At 63.5% G+C, this 22,004-nt stretch carries 24 protein-coding genes; 9 read left to right on the top strand and 15 right to left on the bottom strand.

Annotated features, from left to right (window positions below; genetic code table 11):
- The first annotated feature begins 57 nt into the window (after nt 1–57).
- Entirely contained in the window at nt 58–258 is a 201-nt protein-coding gene (locus BMX67_RS07720; protein ID WP_245739307.1) for a hypothetical protein, read from the top strand.
- A gap of 10 nt (nt 259–268) precedes the next feature.
- Here BMX67_RS07720 and nqrM read toward each other — a convergent pair whose 3' ends face one another.
- On the bottom strand, nt 269–505 hold the full coding sequence (gene nqrM, locus BMX67_RS07715) for a (Na+)-NQR maturation NqrM (protein ID WP_090733823.1): 237 nt from the start codon (nt 503–505) through the stop codon (nt 269–271).
- Nucleotides 506–515: 10 nt separating this feature from the next.
- On the bottom strand, nt 516–1,559 hold the full coding sequence (locus tag BMX67_RS07710; RefSeq protein ID WP_090733822.1) for an FAD:protein FMN transferase: 1,044 nt from the start codon (nt 1,557–1,559) through the stop codon (nt 516–518).
- Nucleotides 1,560–1,711: 152 nt separating this feature from the next.
- On the opposite strand from BMX67_RS07710, the gene BMX67_RS07705 reads away from it, so the two are divergent.
- Genes BMX67_RS07705 through nqrF form a run of 6 tightly spaced genes read left to right on the top strand, consistent with a single transcriptional unit; the run spans nt 1,712 to nt 7,657 of the window.
- Nucleotides 1,712–3,067 (top strand): Na(+)-translocating NADH-quinone reductase subunit A, encoded by a 1,356-nt coding sequence (locus BMX67_RS07705; protein WP_425438971.1) that lies wholly within the window; start codon nt 1,712–1,714, stop codon nt 3,065–3,067.
- A 3-nt stretch (nt 3,068–3,070) separates the two neighbouring features.
- Nucleotides 3,071–4,270: an NADH:ubiquinone reductase (Na(+)-transporting) subunit B gene (locus tag BMX67_RS07700; protein ID WP_090733820.1), complete on the top strand. Its 1,200-nt coding sequence runs from the start codon at nt 3,071–3,073 to the stop codon at nt 4,268–4,270.
- Between the two features lie 46 nt (nt 4,271–4,316).
- The gene (locus BMX67_RS07695) at nt 4,317–5,162 is read left to right on the top strand and encodes a Na(+)-translocating NADH-quinone reductase subunit C (RefSeq protein ID WP_245739324.1); all 846 of its coding nucleotides are present in this window, start codon (nt 4,317–4,319) and stop codon (nt 5,160–5,162) included.
- Nucleotides 5,162–5,815 (top strand): NADH:ubiquinone reductase (Na(+)-transporting) subunit D, encoded by a 654-nt coding sequence (locus BMX67_RS07690; RefSeq protein WP_090733818.1) that lies wholly within the window; start codon nt 5,162–5,164, stop codon nt 5,813–5,815. The genes BMX67_RS07695 and BMX67_RS07690 overlap by 1 nt, the downstream gene beginning before the upstream one ends.
- Nucleotides 5,815–6,423 carry an NADH:ubiquinone reductase (Na(+)-transporting) subunit E gene (gene nqrE / locus BMX67_RS07685; RefSeq protein WP_090733817.1) on the top strand — a complete coding sequence of 203 codons (609 nt, stop codon included), beginning with the start codon at nt 5,815–5,817 and terminating at the stop codon, nt 6,421–6,423. Before BMX67_RS07690 ends, nqrE begins: the two co-directional genes overlap by 1 nt.
- A gap of 10 nt (nt 6,424–6,433) precedes the next feature.
- Nucleotides 6,434–7,657 (top strand): NADH:ubiquinone reductase (Na(+)-transporting) subunit F, encoded by a 1,224-nt coding sequence (gene nqrF, locus BMX67_RS07680; RefSeq protein WP_090733815.1) that lies wholly within the window; start codon nt 6,434–6,436, stop codon nt 7,655–7,657.
- Nucleotides 7,658–7,723: 66 nt separating this feature from the next.
- Here nqrF and BMX67_RS07675 read toward each other — a convergent pair whose 3' ends face one another.
- The 4 genes from BMX67_RS07675 to hppD all read right to left on the bottom strand — a co-directional run bounded on the left by BMX67_RS07675 (nt 7,724) and on the right by hppD (nt 11,577).
- Nucleotides 7,724–8,497 (bottom strand): hypothetical protein, encoded by a 774-nt coding sequence (locus BMX67_RS07675; RefSeq protein WP_090733814.1) that lies wholly within the window; start codon nt 8,495–8,497, stop codon nt 7,724–7,726.
- A 12-nt stretch (nt 8,498–8,509) separates the two neighbouring features.
- On the bottom strand, nt 8,510–9,907 hold the full coding sequence (locus tag BMX67_RS07670; RefSeq protein WP_090733813.1) for a dihydrolipoyl dehydrogenase: 1,398 nt from the start codon (nt 9,905–9,907) through the stop codon (nt 8,510–8,512).
- A 201-nt stretch (nt 9,908–10,108) separates the two neighbouring features.
- Nucleotides 10,109–10,462 (bottom strand): Rieske (2Fe-2S) protein, encoded by a 354-nt coding sequence (locus BMX67_RS07665; protein WP_090733811.1) that lies wholly within the window; start codon nt 10,460–10,462, stop codon nt 10,109–10,111.
- Between the two features lie 8 nt (nt 10,463–10,470).
- A complete protein-coding gene (gene hppD / locus BMX67_RS07660) occupies nt 10,471–11,577 on the bottom strand; it encodes a 4-hydroxyphenylpyruvate dioxygenase (RefSeq protein ID WP_090733809.1) in 1,107 nt (368 codons plus the stop codon).
- A 124-nt stretch (nt 11,578–11,701) separates the two neighbouring features.
- Here hppD and BMX67_RS07655 point away from each other — a divergent pair, with 124 nt between their 5' ends.
- Entirely contained in the window at nt 11,702–12,172 is a 471-nt protein-coding gene (locus tag BMX67_RS07655; protein WP_090733807.1) for an Lrp/AsnC family transcriptional regulator, read from the top strand.
- Between the two features lie 8 nt (nt 12,173–12,180).
- Here the strand turns inward: BMX67_RS07655 and hmgA are convergent, their stop codons facing one another.
- A complete protein-coding gene (gene hmgA, locus BMX67_RS07650) occupies nt 12,181–13,542 on the bottom strand; it encodes a homogentisate 1,2-dioxygenase (protein WP_090733806.1) in 1,362 nt (453 codons plus the stop codon).
- Between the two features lie 132 nt (nt 13,543–13,674).
- Between hmgA and BMX67_RS07645 the strand changes: the two genes are divergently transcribed.
- Nucleotides 13,675–14,094, top strand: a complete 420-nt coding sequence (locus BMX67_RS07645; protein WP_090733805.1) for a MarR family winged helix-turn-helix transcriptional regulator — start codon at nt 13,675–13,677, stop codon at nt 14,092–14,094.
- On the opposite strand, the gene BMX67_RS07640 is transcribed toward BMX67_RS07645, so the two are convergent.
- The 8 genes from BMX67_RS07640 to BMX67_RS07605 form a co-directional block, all read right to left on the bottom strand.
- Nucleotides 14,091–14,552, bottom strand: coding sequence for a MarR family winged helix-turn-helix transcriptional regulator (locus BMX67_RS07640; protein ID WP_090733803.1), 462 nt, complete (start codon nt 14,550–14,552; stop codon nt 14,091–14,093). The two genes, BMX67_RS07645 and BMX67_RS07640, sit on opposite strands and share 4 nt — an antisense overlap.
- A gap of 54 nt (nt 14,553–14,606) precedes the next feature.
- The gene (locus BMX67_RS07635; RefSeq protein ID WP_090733801.1) at nt 14,607–15,917 is read right to left on the bottom strand and encodes a TRAP transporter large permease; all 1,311 of its coding nucleotides are present in this window, start codon (nt 15,915–15,917) and stop codon (nt 14,607–14,609) included.
- Nucleotides 15,914–16,423, bottom strand: coding sequence for a TRAP transporter small permease (locus tag BMX67_RS07630; protein ID WP_090733800.1), 510 nt, complete (start codon nt 16,421–16,423; stop codon nt 15,914–15,916). Before BMX67_RS07630 ends, BMX67_RS07635 begins: the two co-directional genes overlap by 4 nt.
- Nucleotides 16,420–17,421 (bottom strand): TRAP transporter substrate-binding protein, encoded by a 1,002-nt coding sequence (locus BMX67_RS07625; protein ID WP_090733799.1) that lies wholly within the window; start codon nt 17,419–17,421, stop codon nt 16,420–16,422. The genes BMX67_RS07630 and BMX67_RS07625 overlap by 4 nt, the downstream gene beginning before the upstream one ends.
- Nucleotides 17,418–18,098, bottom strand: coding sequence for a maleylacetoacetate isomerase (gene maiA, locus BMX67_RS07620; RefSeq protein WP_425438970.1), 681 nt, complete (start codon nt 18,096–18,098; stop codon nt 17,418–17,420). Before maiA ends, BMX67_RS07625 begins: the two co-directional genes overlap by 4 nt.
- On the bottom strand, nt 18,095–19,312 hold the full coding sequence (gene fahA, locus BMX67_RS07615) for a fumarylacetoacetase (RefSeq protein WP_090733797.1): 1,218 nt from the start codon (nt 19,310–19,312) through the stop codon (nt 18,095–18,097). The genes maiA and fahA overlap by 4 nt, the downstream gene beginning before the upstream one ends.
- 197 nt (nt 19,313–19,509) lie before the next feature.
- Nucleotides 19,510–20,670: a nickel pincer cofactor biosynthesis protein LarC gene (gene larC, locus BMX67_RS07610; protein ID WP_090733796.1), complete on the bottom strand. Its 1,161-nt coding sequence runs from the start codon at nt 20,668–20,670 to the stop codon at nt 19,510–19,512.
- The gene (locus tag BMX67_RS07605; protein ID WP_090733794.1) at nt 20,667–22,004 is read right to left on the bottom strand and encodes a nickel pincer cofactor-dependent isomerase, group 22; all 1,338 of its coding nucleotides are present in this window, start codon (nt 22,002–22,004) and stop codon (nt 20,667–20,669) included. Before BMX67_RS07605 ends, larC begins: the two co-directional genes overlap by 4 nt.

Raw genomic sequence — 22,004 nt, 5'->3', positions numbered from 1 at the left:
TTGCTTGTCGCTGTTTCAGCGGTTATGCGACCTAGTCTAAACCGCATAAGCACAGGAGTGGTTCAGATTTTTTCGACCTTGCCGCTACTTACCCCGACAAGCGCGACAATTCTGTTCGTTCTGGGCTGCCTTGCGGGCTATCGCTATCGTGCCGTCTGGAAGAACGAAGGGCCGCGCTGGCAGCTTTGGGCGACCGGGCTGATCGCCGCCGCCGCCTTTCTGATCCTTGGGCTGGTGCCGATGTCCGGCCCGAACTAGGGTCGACCGCCTAGGCCTCGGCCTCCATCCGCTCCATCATCTGGCGGGCGCGCGGGCAGGCCAGTCGTTCGCGCAACGGGCTTTCGGGATCGATTTCCTTCTTGCACACAAGGCATTGGTCGGCGTCGCCGATAGCGTTCAACCCGCCGCAGCTGCCCTTGATGCGGCGACCGGAAAAGATCACGCCGACGGCCATGCCCAGCATGATCAGGCACAGGAAAAAGAATGCGAGGGCGGCGGTTTCCATGGCGACCTCCTTACTGGTCCGGTTGCAGTTCGCCAAAGCGGCGGCTGGCGGTGGCGACAAAACCTTGGTCGGGGTCGCGGTCGATGAACAGAACGGCAAGCCCCTGTTCATCCGCGATCTGCACGCCACGTTCGCGCCCAAGAACCAGCATCGCGGTCGCCCATGCATCGGCGGTCATCGCGTCATCGGCCAGCACGGTCGTCGATACGGTCTGATGCAGGATCGGGCGGCCGGTCGCCGGGTCGATGATATGGGAATAGCGCTTGCCATCCACCTCGAAGAAATTGCGGTAATCGCCCGATGTCGCCATGCCCATGCCCGACACATCGACCACGCTGTGCAGGGCACGATCGCCGGCCAGGGGCGACTCGATCCCGATCTGCCACGGCGTGCCGCCCGCATTGCGGCCCGAGGCATAGATTTCGCCGCCGATCTCGACCATGAAATCTTTCAGGCCGAAATCGCGCATCACATCGGCGACGCGGTCCACGCCATAGCCCTTGCCGATCGCCGACAGATAGATTTCCACCCCGTCGGCCGTCTTGCGCAGCCCGTCGTCCGACAGGTCCAGAACGCGGCTTTGGCCGCTGCGGGCCATCGCCTGTTCGATCTCGCTGTCGCTGGGAACGCGCGGTCCGGCATCTTTAGAGCCAAAACCCCAGGCATCAATCAGCGGGCCGACGGTAATGTCAAAGCGGCCCTCGCTGACCTCATGCACCTGCATCGCGCTGTGCAGAAGCTCCGACAATTCGGGCGACAATACGACCAGTTCGCCTTGGGGCGCGGCGTTCAGCCGCGAGATTTCCGAGGTCTCGTCCCAGTTCGACATCTGCGCATTGACCTTGGCCAGTGCGGCGTCGATGGCCGATTGCAGGGCGTCCTTGTCGATATCCTGTCCGTGGGGCACCGCGACGATATTATAGGTCGTGCCCATCGTCGGGCCCGACAGGCGGAGAGGTTCTTTGGCTTCGGCCTTGCCGGAAACAAGGGCGGTGGCCGACACGGTCGACAGGATCAGGAACGAGCGCCGAGAGAATCGCTGAGTGACGGACACGGGACATGCCTCCGGGAAATTGGGCGTTGCGTCTCAATATGGGCTGAGTTTTACAGCCGCAACCGGCGTCGGGTGAAAAAAAATGCGTGGTGCGGCGCTTCACCCGGTTTTGTTTGGCGGCCCGGCGTTGCATAAGACGCGCGACTAAACAGATGGCGATCCAAGTGCAACACTACTCATTCAAAAGAGGTCTCGATCTTCCGATCGAGGGGGCAGCCGAAAACGGCCCACCGGTAAATGCAGACATCAGGACGGTCGCGCTGCTGGGCGCAGACTATCTTGGATTGAAGCCGCGGCTTGCGGTCGAGGAAGGCGATATCGTCGGGGCGGGCGCACCGATCCTGTCCCACAAGGACAATCCCGACGCGCTGATCACCTCGCCCGTGTCGGGGCGGATCAAGGCAATCCATCGCGGCGCGCGGCGCAAATTGATCAGCGTCGAGATCGAAATCGACGAGGCCGCCGCGCCTGCCGTCGATTTTTCGGCGCTTGGGGATGTCACCACCGCCGAGGGTGTGGCGCAGCGTCTGTGCGCGGCAGGTCTGTGGACCTCGTTCCGCACGCGGCCCTATTCCAAGGTGCCCGATGCCGCCAGCCGTCCCGCCGCGATCTTCGTGAACGCCATGGATACCGAGCCGCTGTCGCCGGACCCCGCGCCGATCATCGCGGAATCCGCCGATGCCTTTGTTCGCGGTCTGGAAGCCATCGCCCTTCTGACCGAGGGCAGCACCTTCCTGTGCCACGAGGCCGGGGCCAATGTGCCGGGTGGTGATGTCGCGGGTGTCAGCGCCGCCACCTTCTCGGGTCCGCATCCGGCAGGTCTGCCGGGCACGCATATCCATTTCCTGGCCCCGCCGACAGCCGACAAGACGGTCTGGACGATCGGCTATCAGGACGTGATCGCCATCGGTCGCCTGATGCTGACGGGCCGTCTGGACATGAGCCGTGTGATCGCCGTGGCCGGCCCGCTGGCCAGCAAGCCGCGTCTGGTGCGCACCGTCGCGGGCGCGTCGATGGGACAGCTATGTGCGCAGGACAATCCCGAAGGTCTGCCGATGCGCGTGATTTCGGGTTCGGTCCTCAGTGGCCGCGCGGGCGAGGGCGCTGACGCCTATCTGGGCCGATATGCCCGCCAGATCACCCTGATCGAGGAGGATCACAAGCAGATCCCGATGGGCTGGATCCGTCCGATGCCCTCGAAATTCGCGTTTCAGCCGGTGCTTGGTTCGGCCTTTGCCACCAAGCTGTACCGCCTGACCACGAACCTGAATGGCGGCCGCCGCGCCATGGTGCCGATCGGCACCTTCGAACAGCTGATGCCGCAGGACTTCCTGCCGACCCAGTTGCTGCGTGCGCTGCTGGTCATGGACACCGATCAGGCACAGGCGCTTGGCGCGCTGGAACTGGACGAGGAAGATCTGGGGCTGGTCGGTTTCGCCTGCCCTGCCAAATATGAATACGGGATGGCATTGCGCGACTGCCTGACCAAGATCGAGAAGGAGGGCTGACATATGGGTTTGCGCAGCTTCTTCGACAGGATCGAGCCCAGCTTCGAAAAGGGGGGCAAGTACGAACGCTACTTCCCGCTTTACGAAATGGTCGAGAGCTTCCTGTTCACGCCAAAGACCGTCACCACCGCCGCGCCGCATGCGCGCAGCTATATCGATATGAAGCGGATCATGACCTATGTCGTGATCGCGACCATCCCCTGTATCCTGTTCGGCCTATATAATGTCGGCCTGCAGACGAATATGGCGATTGCCGAATTCGGGGCTTCGGGCTGGCGTGCCGCCATCATCGAGGGGCTGGGCATCGGCTTTGATGCCACCAACCCGTTGGCCAACATGCTGCACGGGCTGCTGTATTTCCTGCCCATCTATATCGTGACGCTGGTCGCGGGTGGCTTTTGGGAAGTGGTCTTTGCCACCGTCCGCCGCCACGAGGTCAACGAGGGCTTTCTGGTCACTTCGATGCTGTACACGCTGATCCTGCCGGCTTCTACGCCGCTGTGGCAGGTCGCGCTGGGGATTTCCTTTGGCGTGGTCATCGGCAAGGAAGTGTTCGGCGGCACCGGCAAGAACTTCCTGAACCCGGCGCTGGTCGGACGGGCATTCCTGTATTTCGCCTATCCCGCCTATATGTCGGGCGATACGATCTGGACCCCGGTTGACGGTTTTTCGGGCGCGACCGCGCTGGCCGTCACGGCCGCCGAAGGCCCCGCCGCACTGGCGACCTATGGTATCACCTGGATGGATTCCTTTGTCGGCACGATTCAGGGCAGCATGGGCGAAACCTCGACCATCGCCTGTCTTCTGGGCCTTGCCTTCCTGTTGCTGACGAGGATCGCCAATCACCGCATGGTCGTGGGCTGCCTGCTGGGCATGATCGCCTTTTCGACGCTGCTGAACTGGATCGGATCGGACAGCAATCCGGCCTTCGCCACGCCCTGGTACTGGCATCTGGTGATGGGCGGCTATGCGTTCGGTCTGGTCTTCATGGTGACCGAACCGGTGTCGGGATCGCATACCAATCTGGGCCGCTATATCTATGGCGCGCTGATCGGCTTCATGGTCGTGATGATCCGCGTCGTGAACCCGGCCTTCCCCGAAGGCATGATGCTGGCCATCCTCTTCGGCAATGTTTTCGCCCCGCTGATCGACTATTTCGTCGTGCAGGCCAATATCCGCAGGAGGGCTCGTCGGCATGCCTGACAAGGATAACCAGAACCCGTCCGATGAGGCGCAGTTCACCCCCGAGATGAACCCGCCCGATCGCGACATTCCCGCCCCCGAGGGCGAGGTCGTGGCCCGCAAGGGCCTGCTGCGCCGCTTTCTGGACGCGCCAGCCGACAACACGGTCAAGACCGTCGTCGTGGCCCTGGGCCTGTGCCTTGTGGCTTCGATGGTCGTGTCCTCGGCCGCGGTGTCGCTGCGCCCGTTGCAGGAACGCAATGCCGCGCTGGACAAGCAGGTCAACATCCTGCAGGTCGCCGGTGTCTATGAAGACGGCATCGACGTGGCCGAGGCCTTTGACGCGTTCGAGCCGCATGTGCTGGAACTGGCAAGCGGTGAATTCACCGATCAGTTCGAAGCCGACAGCTTTGACGACCGTGCCGCAGCCGATGACCTGACCCTGTCCGCCCCGCTGGAGGATGACCCCGCCAGCATCGGCCGTCAGGCCAATTACGTCACCGTCTATCTGCTGCGCAACGAAGACGGCACGCTGGATAAGGTGATCCTGCCTGTCTATGGCTATGGCCTGTGGTCCACGCTTTATGGCTTCATGGCCATCGAAGAGGACGGCAACACCATCTACGGCCTGCAGTTCTATGAACATGCCGAAACGCCGGGTCTTGGCGCCGAGGTTGACAACCCCCGCTGGAAGGCGCTGTGGCGCGACAAGAAGCTGCGCACCGATGATGGCGAGGGCGAATTGGCGATCACCGTCGCCAAGACCCCGCCCGCAGCCGGTCGCGACTATTACGTCGACGCGCTGTCGGGGGCCACGCTGACCTCGCGCGGGGTCGACAACCTCGTCCGCTTCTGGATGAGCGAGCGCGGCTTCGAGCCCTTCCTGGAACGTGTAAGAGCAGGAGAAATCTGATGGCCCAGACCTATCGGAGCATGCTCGTCGACCCGATGGTCGACAACAACCCGATCACCTTGCAGGTGCTGGGCATCTGCTCGGCCCTGGCCGTGACCTCGTCGATGCAGGTTGCGCTGGTGATGACCATCGCCGTGACCACCGTGACCGCGTTTTCGTCGATGTTCATTTCGGTGCTGCGCAGCCAGATCCCGTCCTCGATCCGGATCATCGTGCAGATGATCATCATCGCCTCGCTGGTGATCGTGGTCGATCAGGTTCTGAAAGCCTATGCCTATGAAATCTCGAAGACGCTGTCGGTCTTTGTCGGCCTGATCATCACCAACTGCATCGTGATGGGCCGGGCCGAAGCCTTTGCCATGAAGAACCCGCCCTTCGCGTCCTTCGTCGATGGCGTCGGCAACGGTCTGGGCTATGGCCTGATCCTGATGCTGGTCGGCACCATCCGCGAGCTGTTCGGTTCCGGCTCGCTGTTCGGCATCACGATCTTCGAGACGGTCAACAACGGTGGCTGGTATGTGCCAAACGGCCTGCTGCTGCTGCCGCCCTCGGCCTTCTTCGTGATCGGTCTGCTGATCTGGGCCTTCCGTACCTGGAAGCCGGAGCAGGTCGAAGAGCGTGAATATCGCATTCAGACGGTAGAGGCCCACTGATGGAAGCACTCGTCTCTCTTGCCGTGAAGGCCATCTTTGTCGAGAACATGGCGCTGGCCTTCTTTCTTGGCATGTGCACCTTTCTGGCCGTGTCGAAGAAGATCGGCACCGCGATCGGGCTTGGCATCTCGGTGACGCTGGTTCAGGCGATCACGGTTCCGGCCAACAACCTGATCCTGACCTATCTGCTGGCGCCCGGTGCGCTGGCATGGGCGGGCTTTCCCGATGTGGACCTGACCTTCCTTGGCCTGATCTCGTATATCGGGGTGATCGCCGCGATGGTTCAGATCCTGGAAATGATCCTCGATAAGTATTTCCCGCCGCTTTACAACGCGCTTGGGGTGTTTCTGCCGCTGATCACGGTGAACTGCGCCATTCTGGGCGGGTCGCTGTTCATGGTGGAACGCGACTATGACCTGGCGCAATCGACCGTCTATGGCCTGTCCTCGGGCTTTGGCTGGGCGCTGGCGATCACGGCGATGGCCGGTGTGCGCGAAAAGCTGAAATACTCTGACATCCCCGAGGGGCTTCAGGGTCTGGGGATCACCTTCATCAGTGCAGGACTGATGGCCATGGCCTTCATGTCCTTCTCTGGCGTCAACCTCTGAGGAGCATTCGATGCAGACATTCTCTCTTGGCGTCCTGCTCTTCTCGCTGATCGTCGTCGCCCTGGTGTCGATCATCCTGGTCGCACGTTCGCGGCTGGTGTCGTCGGGCAACGTCAACATCACCATCAACGGCGAAAAGACCATCTCGGTCCCCGCAGGGGGCAAGCTGTTGCAGACTCTTGCGGCCGAAAAGCTGTTCGTGCCCTCGGCCTGCGGCGGTGGCGGCACCTGTGCCCAGTGCCGCGTGCGCGTGCTGGAAGGCGGCGGCTCGATCCTGCCGACCGAGGAAAGCCACATCACCAAGCGCGAGGCCGCCTGCGGCGACCGCCTGTCCTGTCAGGTCGCGGTCAAGCAGGACATGCATGTCGAGGTGCCCGAAGAAGTTTTCGGCGTGAAAAAGTGGGAATGCACCGTGCGTTCCAACGAAAACGTCGCGACCTTCATCAAGGCGCTGGTTCTGGAACTGCCCGAAGGCGAGGACGTGAATTTCCGCGCCGGCGGCTATATCCAGATCGAGGCCCCCGCGCATCGCGTGAAATACAGCGATTTCGATGTGCAGGAAGAATATCGCGAGGACTGGGACAAGTTCAACATCTGGCAATACGAGTCCGTCGTCGATGAACCGATCGAGCGGGCCTATTCGATGGCGAACTATCCGGATGAAAAGGGCATGATCATGCTGAACGTCCGGATCGCCACGCCGCCGCCGCGCACCGAGGGCATCCCGCCGGGCAAGATGTCGTCCTATATCTTCAACCTGAAACCCGGCGACAAGGTCACCATTTCGGGCCCATTCGGCGAATTCTTCGCCCGCGAGACCGAAAAGGAAATGGTCTTCATCGGCGGCGGTGCGGGCATGGCGCCGATGCGCAGCCACATCTTCGACCAGCTTAAGCGCCTGAAGAACAAGGATCGCAAGATCACCTTCTGGTACGGGGCCCGGTCCAAGCGCGAGATGTTCTTCGTCGAGGATTTCGACGAGCTGGCCAAAGAGTTCCCGAACTTCACCTGGCATGTCGCGTTGTCCGACGCCCTGCCCGAGGACGATTGGGGTGGCTATACCGGCTTCATCCACAATGTGCTGTTCGAAGAATATCTGAAGAATCATCCGAACCCGGAAGATTGCGAATATTACATGTGCGGCCCCCCCATCATGAACCAGTCGGTCATCAATATGCTGCTGGATCTTGGGGTCGATCGCGAAGACATCATGCTGGACGATTTCGGCGGCTAGAAAATCACGAAACCCGCCCCTTTGGGCGGGTTTCTTCTTTCAGGGCGGGTGTAACGCAAGACGGACCTATGCAGCGCCGATCAACCCGGCCTTTCTGAATTTCCGCCGTTGCCGTGCCGTGATGGCGTGCAGGCTGGCGGCGAATTCTCCATCATCAAGACGGATCAGCGCGGAATGCGCCGCACACAGATTGCGGGTGTCGGCCCAACGGTCCGCCAGGTCATCGGCCCAGTCGCAGAAGCTGGCCGCCGCCCCGGCCTGAGGTTTCAGCGCGCTTTTCACCGTGGGGTGGAAGGACAGGCGCGGCAGGCCCAGCAGACTGCGAAGCCACCTCGGAATCGGCAGCACATTCAGCGTGTCATCGACATGCAGGCTGCGACTGGCGGGGTGGTAGGCCAGCAGCGATCCGGCATGCACCTTTTCATTGCCGCTGATATAATCGATCCCGGCGGGCAGCGAGAACTGCAACTCTGGGAACAATGCGGCGACGGCGGGGCTTTCGACCGGATCGTCGGCCCAGTTCAGGTCCGACGCCTTCGCGCGATGCCGGGCCGAGCCATAGAAGGTCGCGTTCGGCAATTCCTGCGCCATTGCCTTGCAATGCAGCGTGTGGAACGGGTGCAGGTTCAACACCGCCTCGACCGCGCGGCCATTTTCGGTCAGTGCCATCAGGTCGCGATGCACCGCGCCCGACGGTCGGTAGCTGTCCAGCATCACGAAACGCCCGTTTGATCGGCGGATCAGCGAGGCCTGCGTGCCGACATTCACCACGCCACCCAGCCGAAGATCGCCACGGATCGACCAGAAACCCTGACCAAGATCAATGATCGTTTCTGTCATGGTCGGCCCTTTCTAGCTGCCCGGCGGATTGCCGCAATCCTGATTGGGGGGAAGGGCGGTGTCGGACGCCCTGCAGATCTGGCGCAATGCGGAACGCAGGCCTTCCTCCAGCGTGGGATGATAAAACGGTCGGTTCAGCAGTTCGGTGGCGGTCGCCCCCTCGATCACCGCCCAAAGCAGCAGATGCGCCAGGTGATCGCCGCCGGGCGCGAACAGGTCGGCGCCGATCAGGCGGTCCTGACTATCGGCATAAAGATGCACGCTGCCCTGCGCCTGATCCTCGACCCGCGCGCGGCCCTGATTGCCGTAATCCGACAGGCCGACACAGGCGGCGTCATCCGGACCCTTGCCGATGCGGGCAATCGGTGGATCGGTAAAAGTGATGGTGAATTGCGGTGATCGGTCAAAAGGTTGGACCTGTGGAAACCGCGCGGCATTTCGCCCGGCAATCGCGCCTTCCTGCGAGGCTTCGTGCAGGACCGGACGCGCGCCATTCACATCGCCCGCGATGAAGATCGGCAGATCCTCGATCTGCATGGTCTGGTCGTTAAAGGTGGGCATACCCCGTTCGTCCAGTGTCGCGCCGGTTCGGTCCAGATCCAGCCCCGCCACTTGCGGCGGACGGCCTGCGGCGATCAGCACATGATCGAACATGTCGCTGCGCCCTGCACCCCAGTCCAATCGCAGCTTGCCGTCGACGCGGGACGGCGTGGGCGAACTGCCGTGATGGATGGCGAATTCCGCACCAAGCGCCTGCGCGATCGCCTGATTGATCGCCGGCTGGCGTGACAGGCGGATCTGGTTTGCCCGATCAAAGACGGCAACCCGCACGCCCAGACGCGCCATGGCCTGCGCCAGTTCCAACCCGATGACGCCCGCGCCGATCACCGCAAGGCTTTCGGGAAGGTCGGGCAGTTCGAAAACATTGTCATTGGTCAGGATCAGATCGCCCAAATGCTGAAAAGGACCGGGGATCGCGGGGGCCGATCCGGTCGCGATGACCGTGCGCGCGGCGGTGACGCTGCGCCCGTCATCCAACAGCAGGCGGTTCGGCCCCGCAAATCGCGCCCGCGCCGTGATCGCGACGCCCTGCGGCAGCCGCTTGAACCCGTCGCGAACGCCTTGGGCAAAACGGTCGCGTTCGCGTCGAAGGCGCTGCATCACCGCCTTGCCGTCGATCTGCGGCGGCGCGGATATGCCGAAAATGTCGGCGGTGCGGGCATGATGGGCGCGTTTCGCCGCGGCCAGCAGCAGTTTCGAGGGCATGCAGCCGACGGTCGCGCAGACGGTGCCCGCGAAATTCGGATCTATCAGCAGGGTCGAGGCCCCCGCGCCACGCGCCGCCCTCTCGGCCGAGATGCCGGCGGTGCCCGCGCCGATTACGGCGACGTCGCATTGTAGGTCGCTCATGCGCGATTACCCGGTCGTTGTGATCGCTTGCCTGCTGTCATCCGCGTCCCTCTGTCTGTCGGTTCCAAACCGATCAGCGGCGAAACCGTTCCCGGTTTTGGGGTCCAACGTTGGAAAAACCGGGGGCGCGACGGGGGGCAGGCGCGGCGCACAAGGCCTTGGCAGCAAGGAAAAGCCCCCGATATCCGGGGGCTTTCGGTTCTAAGCGGCAATCACGACATTGCCGCCTTCGATGCGAACTGGAACCGGGTCCAGCCCGCAATCGGCACCCGCGATATTCTGGCCGGTTTCCCGGTCAAAGCGTGCGCCATGCGCGGTGCACAGCAATGCGGTTCCGTCCGCCGACAGCAATTGATCGCCACGATAGTCCAGCGGCAGATACTGATGCGGGCAGGCGTTCACGAAGGCACCAATCCCGTCGCCCTGACGCAGCACAAGGACCGGGAACTGCCCCCGATCCGAGGTGACAGTCACCGCGAGCACCCCAGTCACCTGATCTGCGGGGCAGATCACGGTGCCGGGGGCGGGGGCGCTGCTGTAGTCGGTCCAGCTCATGCCCGCGATCAGTCCGAGGTCGTCAGCACGCCGCGACGGATCTGATCTTCTTCGATCGACTCGAACAGGGCGCGGAAATTGCCCTCGCCAAAGCCGTCATCGCCCTTGCGCTGGATGAACTCGAAGAAGATCGGCCCGATCACCGTCTTTGAAAAGATCTGCAGCAGGATGCGGGTTTCACCACCGCCGACGACCCCTTCGCCGTCGATCAGGATACCGCGCGCCTTCATGCGGTCGATCGGTTCCTGATGGCCTTTCACGCGCTTGTGCGACATTTCGTAATAGGTGTCGGGCGGTCCGGGCATGAAGTCCATCCCGGCCTCGGCGATCTGATCGGTCCCGGCATAGATATCCTCGGACGCGATGGCGATGTGCTGAATGCCTTCGCCATTGTATTCGCGCAGATATTCCTCGATCTGGCTGTGATCGTCGGTGCTTTCGTTGATGGGAATGCGGATCTTGCCATCAGGTGAAGTCAGGGCGCGGCTGACAAGGCCGGTTTGTTTGCCCTTGATGTCGAAATACTTGATCTCGCGAAAATTGAAGGTGTCGTGGTAGAACTTGTACCACGTGTCCATATTGCCGCGGATCACGTTATGGGTCAGGTGATCCAGATAGTAGAAGCCAAACCCCTTGGGGCGCGGATCGACCTCGTCCAGCCAGTCGTAATCGGCGGAATAGGCGCTGCCTTCCGTGCCGTAGCGGTCGATGAAATACAGAAGCGACCCCCCGATGCCGTAAACCGCGGGTGCGTCGATGGATTTGCCGTCGCCGGTATATTCGGTCGCGCCTAGATCCAGCGCACGTTTCAGCGCCACCTGCGCATCGACCACGCGCCAGGCCATGGCCGGGGCGCAGGGGCCATGTTCCTCGACAAAGCCTGCGGCATGGCTGTCAGCTTCGGCGTTCAGCAGATAGTTGATGTCGCCCTGGCGATACAGCGTGATGTTCTTTGTCTTGTGCCGCGCGACCGGGGCAAAGCCCATCTGGCGAAAGATCTGGTCCAGCTTTTCGGGCTGGGGATGGGCATATTCGACGAATTCAAACCCGTCGGTGCCGGCCGGGTTGGCGGCGCTGATCGTGGCTTTCGGGGCGTTGTGGGGAAAGGGGCCCATGCGTTCCTCCTGCTTTCATCCTGTTGCGTTGAAGCCAGTGTCCCGCAATTGACCTGCACAAAGCTTGCAATTGGCGCGGATGGGCGCAATTAATCGCATGAAACATGCATGTAGATTGGATTGGATGCGCGTAATGCAGCTGGACAGCTATGATGTCGCGATTCTGGTTGCATTGCAGCGCGATGGCGCGATGACCAATGCCAGCCTGTCAGAGGTGGTGAACCTGTCCGCCTCGCAATGTTCGCGCCGACGTGCCGCACTGGAACAGGCGGGGGTGATCCAGGGCTATGCCGCGCGGCTTAGCGCGGCAAAGCTGGGCTACGGGTTTCGGGCGGTGGTGCGGGTGAACCTGTCCAGCCACGGCCAGTCGAAGGAAAACGACTTCGCCCGTTTCGTGACCAGCCATCCGCAGATCCGCAGCGCGTTTTCGGTCTCGGGCGATGCGGATTATGTGCTGGATGTCCGGACACGCGATCTGGATGTGTTCGCCGATTTCATGCATCGGCATCTGTTGCCGCACCCACAGGTGTCGCAGGTGCGGTCCGAAATCGTGCTGAAAACCCTCAAGGACGAGGCGGGCGTGCCCGTCGTCTGACGGTCGGGCTATTTCACGCCGGGCGTGCCGTCGAACTTCTTTTCCAGATGCTGCCAGACCTCGATATATTCCTGCTGCCTCGGGGCCTCCTTGGCGGCGTATTCGGTCAGATGCTGCGGAAAGCGGGTCTCGAACATGAAGGACATGGTGTTGTCCAGCTTTTCGGGTTTCAGATCGGCGTTGCTGGCACCTTCGAAGGCATCGCGATCCGGGCCATGGGGCAACATGCAATTGTGCAGGCTGATGCTGCCCGGCGCAAAGCCCTGCGGCTTGGCGTCATACTGACCGTAGATATTGCCCATCAGTTCGGACATGATGTTCTTGTGATACCAGGGCGGGCGGAAGCTGTGTTCCGCCACCATCCAGCGTTCGCGGAACAGCACGAAATCGATATTCGCGGTGCCCGCCTGACCCGACGGGGCGGTCAGCACGGTGAAGATCGACGGATCGGGATGGTCGAACAGGATCGCGCCAACAGGGGAGTATGTCCGCAGATCATACTTGTAGGCGCAATAGTTGCCGTGCCACGCCACCACATCCAGCGGGCTGTGGCCGATATGGGTTTCGTGAAACTGGCCGCACCATTTGATGACGACGCGGCTGGGCACTTCGCGATCCTCGAAGGCGGCGACGGGGGATTTGAAGTCGCGCGGGTTCGCCAGGCAGTTCGCGCCGATCGGGCCGCGGTCGGGCAGGTCGAATTTCTGTCCATAGTTCTCGCAGACAAAGCCGCGGGCGGGGCCGTCCAGCAGCTCGACCCGGTAGACCAGCCCACGCGGCAGGATCGCGATTTCCTTGGGCTCAAGGTCGATCACGCCCAGTTCGGTGCAGAACCGCAGCCGGCCTTCCTGCGGCACGACCAGCAATTCGCTGTCGGCGGAAAAGAAATACTCATCCTGCATGGATTGCGTGACCAGATAGACATGGCTGGCCATGCCGGTCTGGGTGTTCACGTCGCCCGCCGTGGTGATCGTGCGCATGCCGGTGATCCAGGTCAGCGGCTGATCCGGCACCGGGATCGGGTCCCAGCGATATTGCCCAAGGCTGGTCACGTTCGGCACGATATTCGGTGCCGTCTTCCAATGCGGCACCTCGATGGGCGAAAAGCGCCCGGTATGATGGACCGAAGGCCGGATGCGATAGCACCAGGTGCGTTCATTCTGGCCGCGCGGCGCGGTGAAGGCGGTGCCGGACAGCTGTTCGGCGTAAAGACCGTAATTGCATTTCTGCGGGCTGTTCTGCCCTTGGGGCAGGGCGTCGGGCAGGGCCTCGGTTTCAAAATCATTGCCGAAACCGGGCATGTAGCCCGCATGGGTTCCGGTGGTGCCGGCGGCGCGGATCATGCCCTTGGGCAGGTCGTGGGTGGTCATGCGGCCTCCTGTTCCGATTCATTGCGATTGCAACGAATATATCGTTGTGAAAGCAACAAAGTCAATCGCGGCATCGGATTTCTGTTGCGCGGGCAATGAAATCTTGCTGTCTAGGGGCGGTCAGGAGGCATGATGAGTTTTCAGCTGGATGAGTTTCTGCCCTATCGGCTGTCGGTGGCCGCGGCCCAGATCAGCCGCCGCTTTGCCGCGCGCTATGCGCAAGAGGCCGGGCTGACGATCCCGGAATGGCGGGTTCTGGCGCATCTGGATCACTCGGGCGCGGTCAGCGTCCGCGACATTCACGCGCGGGTCAATCTGGACAAATCAATGGTCAGCCGCGCCGCGACCCGGCTGGAACAGGCGGGATTGCTGCGCAAGGACGGGCACCGGACGGATCGGCGGCTGATCGTGTTGGAGCTGACCGATGAGGGGCGTGACCTGATGCTGCGTCTGGGCCGCATCGCGACCCAGTTTCAGGACGAGTTGTTGGCCGAACTGGGCAAAGACGGTCCGGCCCTGCGCCGCGCCCTGGCGCAACTGTCTGACGGCTAGGGTTTTTTCGGTGGCTGTGGGGCCGATCCGTCGCTGTCGGCGATGGCGCGGCCAAGTGCCTCGACCCCCTGGATCAGCGCGGCGCGGTCGTCCTGTGACATCGCCTGCAGGATCCCCTCGGCGCGGGCCCGAACGCCGGCAAAGGCCCGCCCGAACAGATCGCGCCCCGCCGGTGTGATCGCATAGTTGCGCAGGCGGCGGTCGGAACCCAGAATCTCTCGTGTGATCAGGCCCTTGTCCTGCAACCGGCTGGCCGCGCGGCTGACCTGCACCTTGTCCAGCGAGGTGCGCTGCGACAATTGCAGCGAATCCAGCGCTCCGGCCCCTTCCAGCAGGAACAGCAATCGCCACTCCTCGCGCGTCAGGCCGTGTTCCTGGCCATAAACGGCCACCAGTTGCCGCGAAAAGGCTTCGGCCACGATGGCAAGGCGATAGGGAAAGAAGGTCTCGATGCTCACATCTGGGTCCGGTATTCGGGCCACGGGCCGGGATGACGGCCTGTGGCGGCTGGGTCAGGTCGCAAGATACAGCGACAGGATCGGCAGGGCGATGATGATCGCCAGACGGAAGATATCCGCGATCCAGAACGGCAGCACCCCGCGAAAGATCGTTGCCAGCGGCACATCCGGCAGGACCGAACGCAGGACGAACACATTCATCCCGATCGGCGGCGTTATCAGGCTGATTTCCGTCACGACGACGACGATGATCGCGAACCAGATCAGCACGGCGTCGGGATCCTGTAGCACGCCCAGCCCGAAATCCAGACCCGAGACCAGCGGATAGAACACCGGCACCGTCAGCAGGATCATCGACAGGCTTTCCAGAAAACAGCCCAGCACCATATAGATCGCGACGATCAGCAGCAGCACGGCCCAGGGCGACAGGCCCATCTGTTCGATCAGGTCCGACAGCCCGTCGGGCAGGCCCGCGAAGCTGACGAAATTGCCAAAGATCTCGGCCCCGATGATGATGGCGAAGATCATCGCCGAGGCGGTCGCGCTGTCCAGAAAGGCGGTCCACAGCCCCGCGCGGGTCAGCCCCCCGGTCAGCGCCGCGATCAGCAGCGCGGCGGCGGCACCCATCCCGGCGGCCTCGATCGGGGTGAAGAACCCGCCATAGATCCCGGCCATGATAAAGACGAACAGCGCCAGCACGGCCACGACGCTGATCGCATCGCGCCGTGACATCGGCTGAACCTCTTTGACCTGCGGGGCCAGTTCGGGGCGCAGGCGCACGGCGACCATGACGGCCAGAAGATAGCCGATGATCCCCAGAATGCCGGGAATGATGCCCGCAAGGAACAGCTTGCCGATATCGGCCTCGGTCAGCAGGCCGAAGATGATCAGCACGACCGATGGCGGGATCAGGATGCCAAGCGTGCCGCCCGCGGCGATGGCGCCGGTGGCAAGGCTGTCGGAGTAACCAAAGCGCCGCATCGAGGGCATGGTGACCTTGGACATGGTTGCCGCCGTCGCCAGCGAGGACCCGCAGACGGCCGAAAAACCGCCGCAGGACAGGACCGTGGCCATGGCAAGCCCACCGCGCATCCGTCCAAAGACCCGGTCGGCGGCGGAAAACAGGCCCTGCGCGATGCCCGACCCGGCCAGGACATTGCCCATGAAGATGAACAGCGGCACGACGGACAGCGAATAGTTCAGCCCGGTTTCAAACACCGCATTGCCCACCATCGCGCCCGCCGGACCCCAGCCGCGCAGCAGCGCAAAGCCGATCCCGCCCACCAGCGCCATTGCAAAGGCAATGGGCACGCGGGCAAAGACCATCATGAGCAGGATGGCAAGGGCGATCAGGGACAGGGTCATGGGGCTTCCTTGCGCAGCAGGATCAGGATTGCGGAAACGGCGCAGCTGACAGCGGCCAGAAAGGCCAGGGGCGCCATCGGAATGGCCAGCGACGCGCTGCGCGTGCCGTCATGCAGCTGGTCCATCCCGATCACCACCAGCCGCCATGCAAAAAAGGCCAGCGCGACCGAGGCCACCGCCCCGGCCAGTCGCCCCAACACGCGCTGCACGCGGCGCGACAGCAGGTGCAGCGCCAGATCGACCTCGACATGGCCGCCATCGGCGGTGGTCAGGGGCAGCGCGACAAAGACCAGCGCCGCCAGCAGGATCTGCGTCAGCTCATACGCGCCGCCAAAGGGACGGTTCAGCGCATAGCGCCCGATCACATCGACGCAGGTCACGCCGATCAGCGCCACGATCAACAGCGCCGCCACCCCCGCCAGCGCGCGATACCACGGCGCGCGGCGATGTGGGGTCCGGCCCGGGACCATGTCGGGGGCCGGATCGGTGTCGCAGTGGTCGGTCATTCCGCCGACACGCCGGTCATTTCGCGGAAGGCGGCCAGTGCGGCGGCACCGTCATAATCGCCCAGCCCCTCGGACCATGCCTGTTCCAGCTTGGCGGCCTGTTCCTTCAGCGCGGCGACGACCTCGGGGGTGGCCTGATAGAAATCGACCTTGTCGCCGATCTCGGCCTGCGCGGCGGTGTCGGCATCGTTCCAGGCCTGGCCCACACGTTCGGCGAAGGCCTGACCCGAAATGGCGTCGATGGCGGCGCGGTCCTCTTCGGACAGGCTGTTCCACTTGTCCTCGTTGATCACGAAGAACCAGGTGGTGTTGTAGATGCCGCCGGGCACCGTCATCGAATATTTGATGTCATCTACCAGATTGAAGGCGGTCATCGCCTCATAGGTAAAGGCCACCCCGTCGATGACGCCGCGCGACAGCTTTTCGTAAACCTCGGGCGAGGACATGAACAGCGGCGTCGCCCCCAATGCGCTGACCAGATCACCGACATAGCCGCCGGGCACCCGGATCTTCAGCCCCTGCATGTCGGCGGGGGTTTCGATCTTGCGGACATTGTTGTGCAACAGGCCGGGACCATGCATGAACAGGCCCAGCAGATGGGTGCCTGCATGTTCCTCGGCCGCGTTCAACTGATCGCCATAGACCGACCAATAGGCCTGAGAGTTGGCGATGGCGTCATCGCCCAGAAAGCTGAACTGGCCCAGCCGTGCGCGGTTGAAGCGGTCATCCTCGGTGAAGGAATGCAGGCCATAGGTCACATCGGCCACGCCGTCGCGGGCCATGTCGAAATGCGCGGGCGGGCTGCCAAGGGGCTTGCCCATGATGCGCACGGTCACGCGGCCATCGGTGACCTTTTCGACCTCTTCGGCCCAGGGTTCGAACGCATTGACCACGATCGGGTGCTTGGGCGGCAGCCACGAGGACATGATCAGTTCCTCGGCCATGGCCGGGGTGACGGATAGCAGCAGGGCGGCAAGCGCCGGTTTCGTGATGGTCATGGGGTTTCCTCCTCTGTCGCCCTCGCCTCCCGCGAGGGGTCGAAATTGTCGGGATGGGCTGCGGTAAAGTCGGGATGGGCGGCGCAGGTCGCGGCGACCTGCGCGATGCGGGGCAGGTGGTCGAAGCCGACGCCCCAGCGCGTTGCGTTGTAAAGCTGCGGGATCAGCACGCAATCGGCCAGCGAGGGGGTGTCGCCGTGACAAAAGCTGCCGGTATGGGTGGGGTGATCCAGCATCGCCTCGATCGCGGTCAGGCCATTGGCGATGTTGTCGCGGTTCCACGCGGCGCGGGCGTCCGACCCGGCCAGCGCCTCGACCCGCTGCAGGATCTTCAGGTTCGAGACGGGGTGGATCTCGCAGGCGATGGCCTGGGCAATGGCGCGGACATGCGCCCGCGCCGCCGGATCGACAGGCAGCAGCGCAGGCTGCGGCCGGGTTTCTTCCAGATAATCCAGAACCGCCAGCGATTGCGTCAACACCTGTCCGTCGATTTCCAGAACCGGGACAAGGCCCTGCGGGTTTAGCGCGACGTGATCGGGGCTGCGGTGATCGCCCGCCACCAGATCGACCGACAGGCGGCGATGCACGATCCCCTTCAGGCGCAGCGCGATCCGCAGCCGATAGCCCGCCGAGGACCGCCAGTAATCATGCAGGATGACCGGGTGCGACATGGTCATTCCACGGCGGGAAGGATCTTGCCGGTGCAGGGGCCAAAGCCCACGCGATAGCCGTCGCCCTGTGCATGGGCGAACAGGCCGATCTCGTCGCCGTCCTGAATGAAGGTCCGGTCCTCGCCATTGACGGTGACGGGGCTTTTGCCGCCTTCGGTCATTTCCAGCAGCGCGCCGGTCTGGTCACGTTCCGGGCCGGAAATCGTCCCGCTGCCCAGCAGGTCGCCGACGCGCATCGGGCAGCCTGACACCGCGTGATGGGCAAGTTGCTGGGCGCTGGAATAATACATGACGTTATAGTTCGTCTGGCTCATCCGCTGGCCGTTCATCGTCCAGCCGACGGTCATGTCGTAAAATCCCGGCCGGCTTTCCTGCAGATAGGGCAACAGCGGGTTCACCCGTTCGGCGCCATCGCAGCGAAACGGCTCCAGCGCGGCCTGCGTCACGATCCAGGGGCTGATCGTGGTGCCAAGCGCCTTGGCCTGAAACGGCCCCAGCGGTTGATATTCCCAAGCCTGAATGTCACGCGCCGACCAGTCGTTCAGCAGCACATAGCCAAAGATCATCTGTTCGGCCTGATCGACGCTGATCCGCGAACCCATCTGGCTGTCGGCCCCGACGATCGCGCCCAGTTCCAGTTCCAGGTCCAGCCGCTTGCAGGGCGACCAGACGGGGCCATCCTCGCCTTTGACCTGACCCATCGGGCGATGAATGTCGGTGCCCGAGACGACGACCGACGAGGCGCGGCCGTTATAGCCGATGGGCATATGCGTCCATTGCGGCGGCAGCGCATTTTCAGGGCCGCGAAACAGCACGCCGACATTGAAGGCATGGTTCTTCGAGGCGTAGAAATCGGTGAACTCGGTCACTCGGATCGGCAGGTGCAGTGTCGCGTCGGACATGGCGACAAGCGGCACGGTCTGATCGGCGCCCTCGGCCAGCAGCGCGGTCAGCTGTTCGCGGATGCGGTCCCAGACCGGGCGGCCAAGGGCGATGAAATCGTTCAGTCGCGGGCGGTCGAAGGTGCCGGCGGCGTCCAGCATCCCCTGTGCCTCGCAGGCGGCCAGATCGACGATCATCTGCCCGATGGCCACGCCGCAGCGCGGTCCGCGATCCGCGGTCGAGAAAACGCCAAAGGGCAGGTTCTGGATCGGAAAATCGCAAGCGGGATCGTTCGCGCCAGCTACCCAGCTGCGCAGCGGCATGTCTGCCATCGCCATTTCAGGCCTCCTGTCTTTCAGATCCCCGAGGCGGTCGGTGCGTGCCACCGCCTAAAGTCGGGCTTCCAGAAAGACATAACACAGTTCGTTTCATATGCAACAAGTTTGTCCCGGCGCGGGAAAACTGTCCTGGCGCTGTTCGGAAACCAGATCACATATCAAGATCAAGATTTTGATATAAAGCGAAAATATGATATTTAATCTTCGCGCATTCTGCGGCGGGTCGCCAAATTCGGACAGGCGCGCAGATCTTCATCCTCGATTTTCAGGCTGCGGCCGGCGGGGCGATCGGCCCATTTCGCACGGTTTCCGGCCTTCGTGATCGTGTTGCCGCGCGGCAGGATCAGCCGGTCGATCAGGTTGCGACGCAGGCCAAGGGTGCTGGTCTGGTCAAAAAGCGCCTCTGCGATGATCGCTTCATGCGCGGGGTCGCAAAGCAGTTCCATCCGCGTGACGGGGCGCGATTTCTTGCCCTGCGCATTCAGCAGGATCAGGTCCAGCACCCCCGGCATGTCGCGCAGCCGGTCGGTCGCGGCGCCGATTTCTTCTCCGGTCATGTCGTCCAGGTCGCAAGCAAGCTGGACAACCCGGTCGCGGTCGGCCCCATGCGCGATGTCGAAGGTCGTGACGCGCAGCACGTTCGGGCGGTCGGGCAGGTCGCGCGTGCCCGCGCCCATGCCGGTCGCCCCCATGCGCCCGCCGGGATGGGTGGGGGCGGGGCGTCCGCCGGTCACATGCGCCAGGATGGCCGCGCCCGTGGGCGTCACGCGTTCGCCGCCGATCCCGTCATCGATCCAGTCGTATCCTTGCAGGATTCGCGCGGTGGCCGGGGCGGGCACCGGCAGGATGCCATGCGCCGTGCGGATCGTGCCCCCGCCAAGCGGCAGGGGCGCGCAGGACCATGTGGCATCGGCCAAGGCCACGACGATGCTGCCCGCCGCTACGACATCCATCAGCGAATCCCAGTCGGCCAGTTCGTGGAAATGCACCTTCTCCAGCGGCAGGTCATGGGCCGCAGCCTCGGCCAAGGCGATAAGGTGCAGGATGGCGCAGGCGTGGTGCGCGGTGCCTTCGGACAGCGGCGCGGCGCCGATGCGGTCGCGCAGCGCGGCATAGGTCGTGGCGTGGTCATGGTGATGGTGGTCATGCGCGTGCCCGCCATGCAGGCCGAAGCGCAGGACCGACATGCCCCGCGACATGCCGCGTTCCAGCCGCGCGGTCCCCGCGTCGTTTGGCAGCACGGCCGCCACATCGGCCAGCACGCGATCCGTCAGTTCGGGAAAGGCGTCCAGCATCGCCGCGACGAACATGTCGCCCGCGATCCCGCCAAGCGGGTCCAGGTGCAGATGCCGTCTCATGGATGCGCCCCGGGCCACGGGTTCGCCAGCCGCACGCCGTCGAAGCGCATCGGCTCGGGCGGGCCGATCACCTCGATCCCCGGCCTGTCCTGCAGTTCCGGCAGCATGGCCTCGGACGCATAGAGGTATTCCAGCTGCAGCGTGTTGGGGATGCGCAGCAGGCGGGCCTTGGCGATATCCTCGGCGCCGCAGGTCTTGATCGCGGCCTGGATGGCGCTGCGATCGTCGGGCATGACCATCGGCATCTTGGCCTGCAGCAGCACGGTCGAGGTCAGCGCATTGGCATAAACGGCCTCTCGGTCGAAGGCCTGTTCCAGTCGTGCGGTGACCACGTCTGCGCGGGCCGCACCGTTGCCGTTGCCGTTGCTGCGCGGCGACAGTTCCAGCGCGGCAAGGCGCGAGACATGCAGCGTGGCATGCGCCATCATCCTGGCCGACGAGAAGCGATGCGTGATGTTCGGGTCCATGCCGGTGCCCGAAAACTCCTTGCCGATCTGATCGACGACCAGCACGTCCAGATTGCCCGCAGCCGAGGGCGCATCGGCTGGCCCTATCGGCAGGCGTGGCATGTTCGCCATCGCCTTTTGCAGCCAGGGCTGTTCGGCCTCCAGCAGGCCCTCGCTGTCGAGGACCGCGATTTCGGACAGCTGGTCATAGGCGTTCTCGATCGTGCCGATGCCGAACAGCACCTTGCAGCGTTCTAGCTTCATCCGCGCCATCAGATCGACATAGATCGGCACCTGGTCGATGCCGCGCGAATGGCATGCCTCGGCCCCCGACTGCTTGCCCAGACCTATGGACAGCATCTTGGCCAGCCCGCTTTCGTTCGGCGCGCGGAACGAGGTGTGGGGCTTGATGCGGTTGAACAGGACGATGCCGTCGGCATCCTGCGCGTGGCGGTCCATGCGGACGGACATGCCGTTCTCCAGTCGACCGATCTCGACCGTGTCCATGCTGGATCGGATGGGGCAGCCGATGACGTCCTCGGTGACGCCCAGCTTGGCCAGGACGGCGGTCTGACCCTCGGCGGTGGCGCCGCCATGGCTGCCCATCGCGGGCACGACAAAGGGGTCGGCCCCCCGCGCACGGATTTCCGCGACGATGGCCGCGACCAGCTCGGGAAAGGCCGCGATGCCGCGGCTGCCCGCGGTGATGGCGATGGACATGCCGGGGCGGATCTTCGACGCGCAATCGGCGGCGGCCAGCGCGTCGTGGATCGCGCGGGCCGGATCGTCGATCCGCGTGCCCTGGAACCGCTGGCGGCACAGCGCGATGCGGGGCAGGGGCGTATCCTCGACCAGCCGGACATAGTTCGGTTTCGCAAGCTGGGTCAT

The organism is Paracoccus homiensis (genome assembly GCF_900111675.1).
Classification (GTDB): domain Bacteria; phylum Pseudomonadota; class Alphaproteobacteria; order Rhodobacterales; family Rhodobacteraceae; genus Paracoccus; species Paracoccus homiensis.
Note: the sequence above shows the minus strand (reverse complement) of the source record. Positions and strands in the feature narration are given on the sequence as shown.

Excerpts from the sequence above, each read along its gene's own strand:
- BMX67_RS07630 (WP_090733800.1), bottom strand. The coding sequence starts at position 16,423 with ATGACCGACCACTGCGACACCGATCCGGCCCCCGACATGGTCCCGGGC.
- BMX67_RS07700 (WP_090733820.1), top strand. The coding sequence starts at position 3,071 with ATGGGTTTGCGCAGCTTCTTCGACAGGATCGAGCCCAGCTTCGAAAAG.
- BMX67_RS07705 (WP_425438971.1), top strand. The coding sequence starts at position 1,712 with ATGGCGATCCAAGTGCAACACTACTCATTCAAAAGAGGTCTCGATCTT.
- BMX67_RS07695 (WP_245739324.1), top strand. The coding sequence starts at position 4,317 with ATGAACCCGCCCGATCGCGACATTCCCGCCCCCGAGGGCGAGGTCGTG.
- maiA (WP_425438970.1), bottom strand. The coding sequence starts at position 18,098 with ATGACCATGTCGCACCCGGTCATCCTGCATGATTACTGGCGGTCCTCG.
- BMX67_RS07670 (WP_090733813.1), bottom strand. The coding sequence starts at position 9,907 with ATGAGCGACCTACAATGCGACGTCGCCGTAATCGGCGCGGGCACCGCC.
- BMX67_RS07635 (WP_090733801.1), bottom strand. The coding sequence starts at position 15,917 with ATGACCCTGTCCCTGATCGCCCTTGCCATCCTGCTCATGATGGTCTTT.
- BMX67_RS07625 (WP_090733799.1), bottom strand. The coding sequence starts at position 17,421 with ATGACCATCACGAAACCGGCGCTTGCCGCCCTGCTGCTATCCGTCACC.
- hmgA (WP_090733806.1), bottom strand. The coding sequence starts at position 13,542 with ATGACCACCCACGACCTGCCCAAGGGCATGATCCGCGCCGCCGGCACC.
- BMX67_RS07665 (WP_090733811.1), bottom strand. The coding sequence starts at position 10,462 with ATGAGCTGGACCGACTACAGCAGCGCCCCCGCCCCCGGCACCGTGATC.
- larC (WP_090733796.1), bottom strand. The coding sequence starts at position 20,670 with ATGAGACGGCATCTGCACCTGGACCCGCTTGGCGGGATCGCGGGCGAC.
- nqrM (WP_090733823.1), bottom strand. The coding sequence starts at position 505 with ATGGAAACCGCCGCCCTCGCATTCTTTTTCCTGTGCCTGATCATGCTG.
- nqrE (WP_090733817.1), top strand. The coding sequence starts at position 5,815 with ATGGAAGCACTCGTCTCTCTTGCCGTGAAGGCCATCTTTGTCGAGAAC.
- BMX67_RS07605 (WP_090733794.1), bottom strand. The coding sequence starts at position 22,004 with ATGACCCAGCTTGCGAAACCGAACTATGTCCGGCTGGTCGAGGATACG.
- fahA (WP_090733797.1), bottom strand. The coding sequence starts at position 19,312 with ATGGCGATGGCAGACATGCCGCTGCGCAGCTGGGTAGCTGGCGCGAAC.
- nqrF (WP_090733815.1), top strand. The coding sequence starts at position 6,434 with ATGCAGACATTCTCTCTTGGCGTCCTGCTCTTCTCGCTGATCGTCGTC.
- BMX67_RS07655 (WP_090733807.1), top strand. The coding sequence starts at position 11,702 with ATGCGCGTAATGCAGCTGGACAGCTATGATGTCGCGATTCTGGTTGCA.
- BMX67_RS07675 (WP_090733814.1), bottom strand. The coding sequence starts at position 8,497 with ATGACAGAAACGATCATTGATCTTGGTCAGGGTTTCTGGTCGATCCGT.
- BMX67_RS07690 (WP_090733818.1), top strand. The coding sequence starts at position 5,162 with ATGGCCCAGACCTATCGGAGCATGCTCGTCGACCCGATGGTCGACAAC.
- hppD (WP_090733809.1), bottom strand. The coding sequence starts at position 11,577 with ATGGGCCCCTTTCCCCACAACGCCCCGAAAGCCACGATCAGCGCCGCC.
- BMX67_RS07645 (WP_090733805.1), top strand. The coding sequence starts at position 13,675 with ATGAGTTTTCAGCTGGATGAGTTTCTGCCCTATCGGCTGTCGGTGGCC.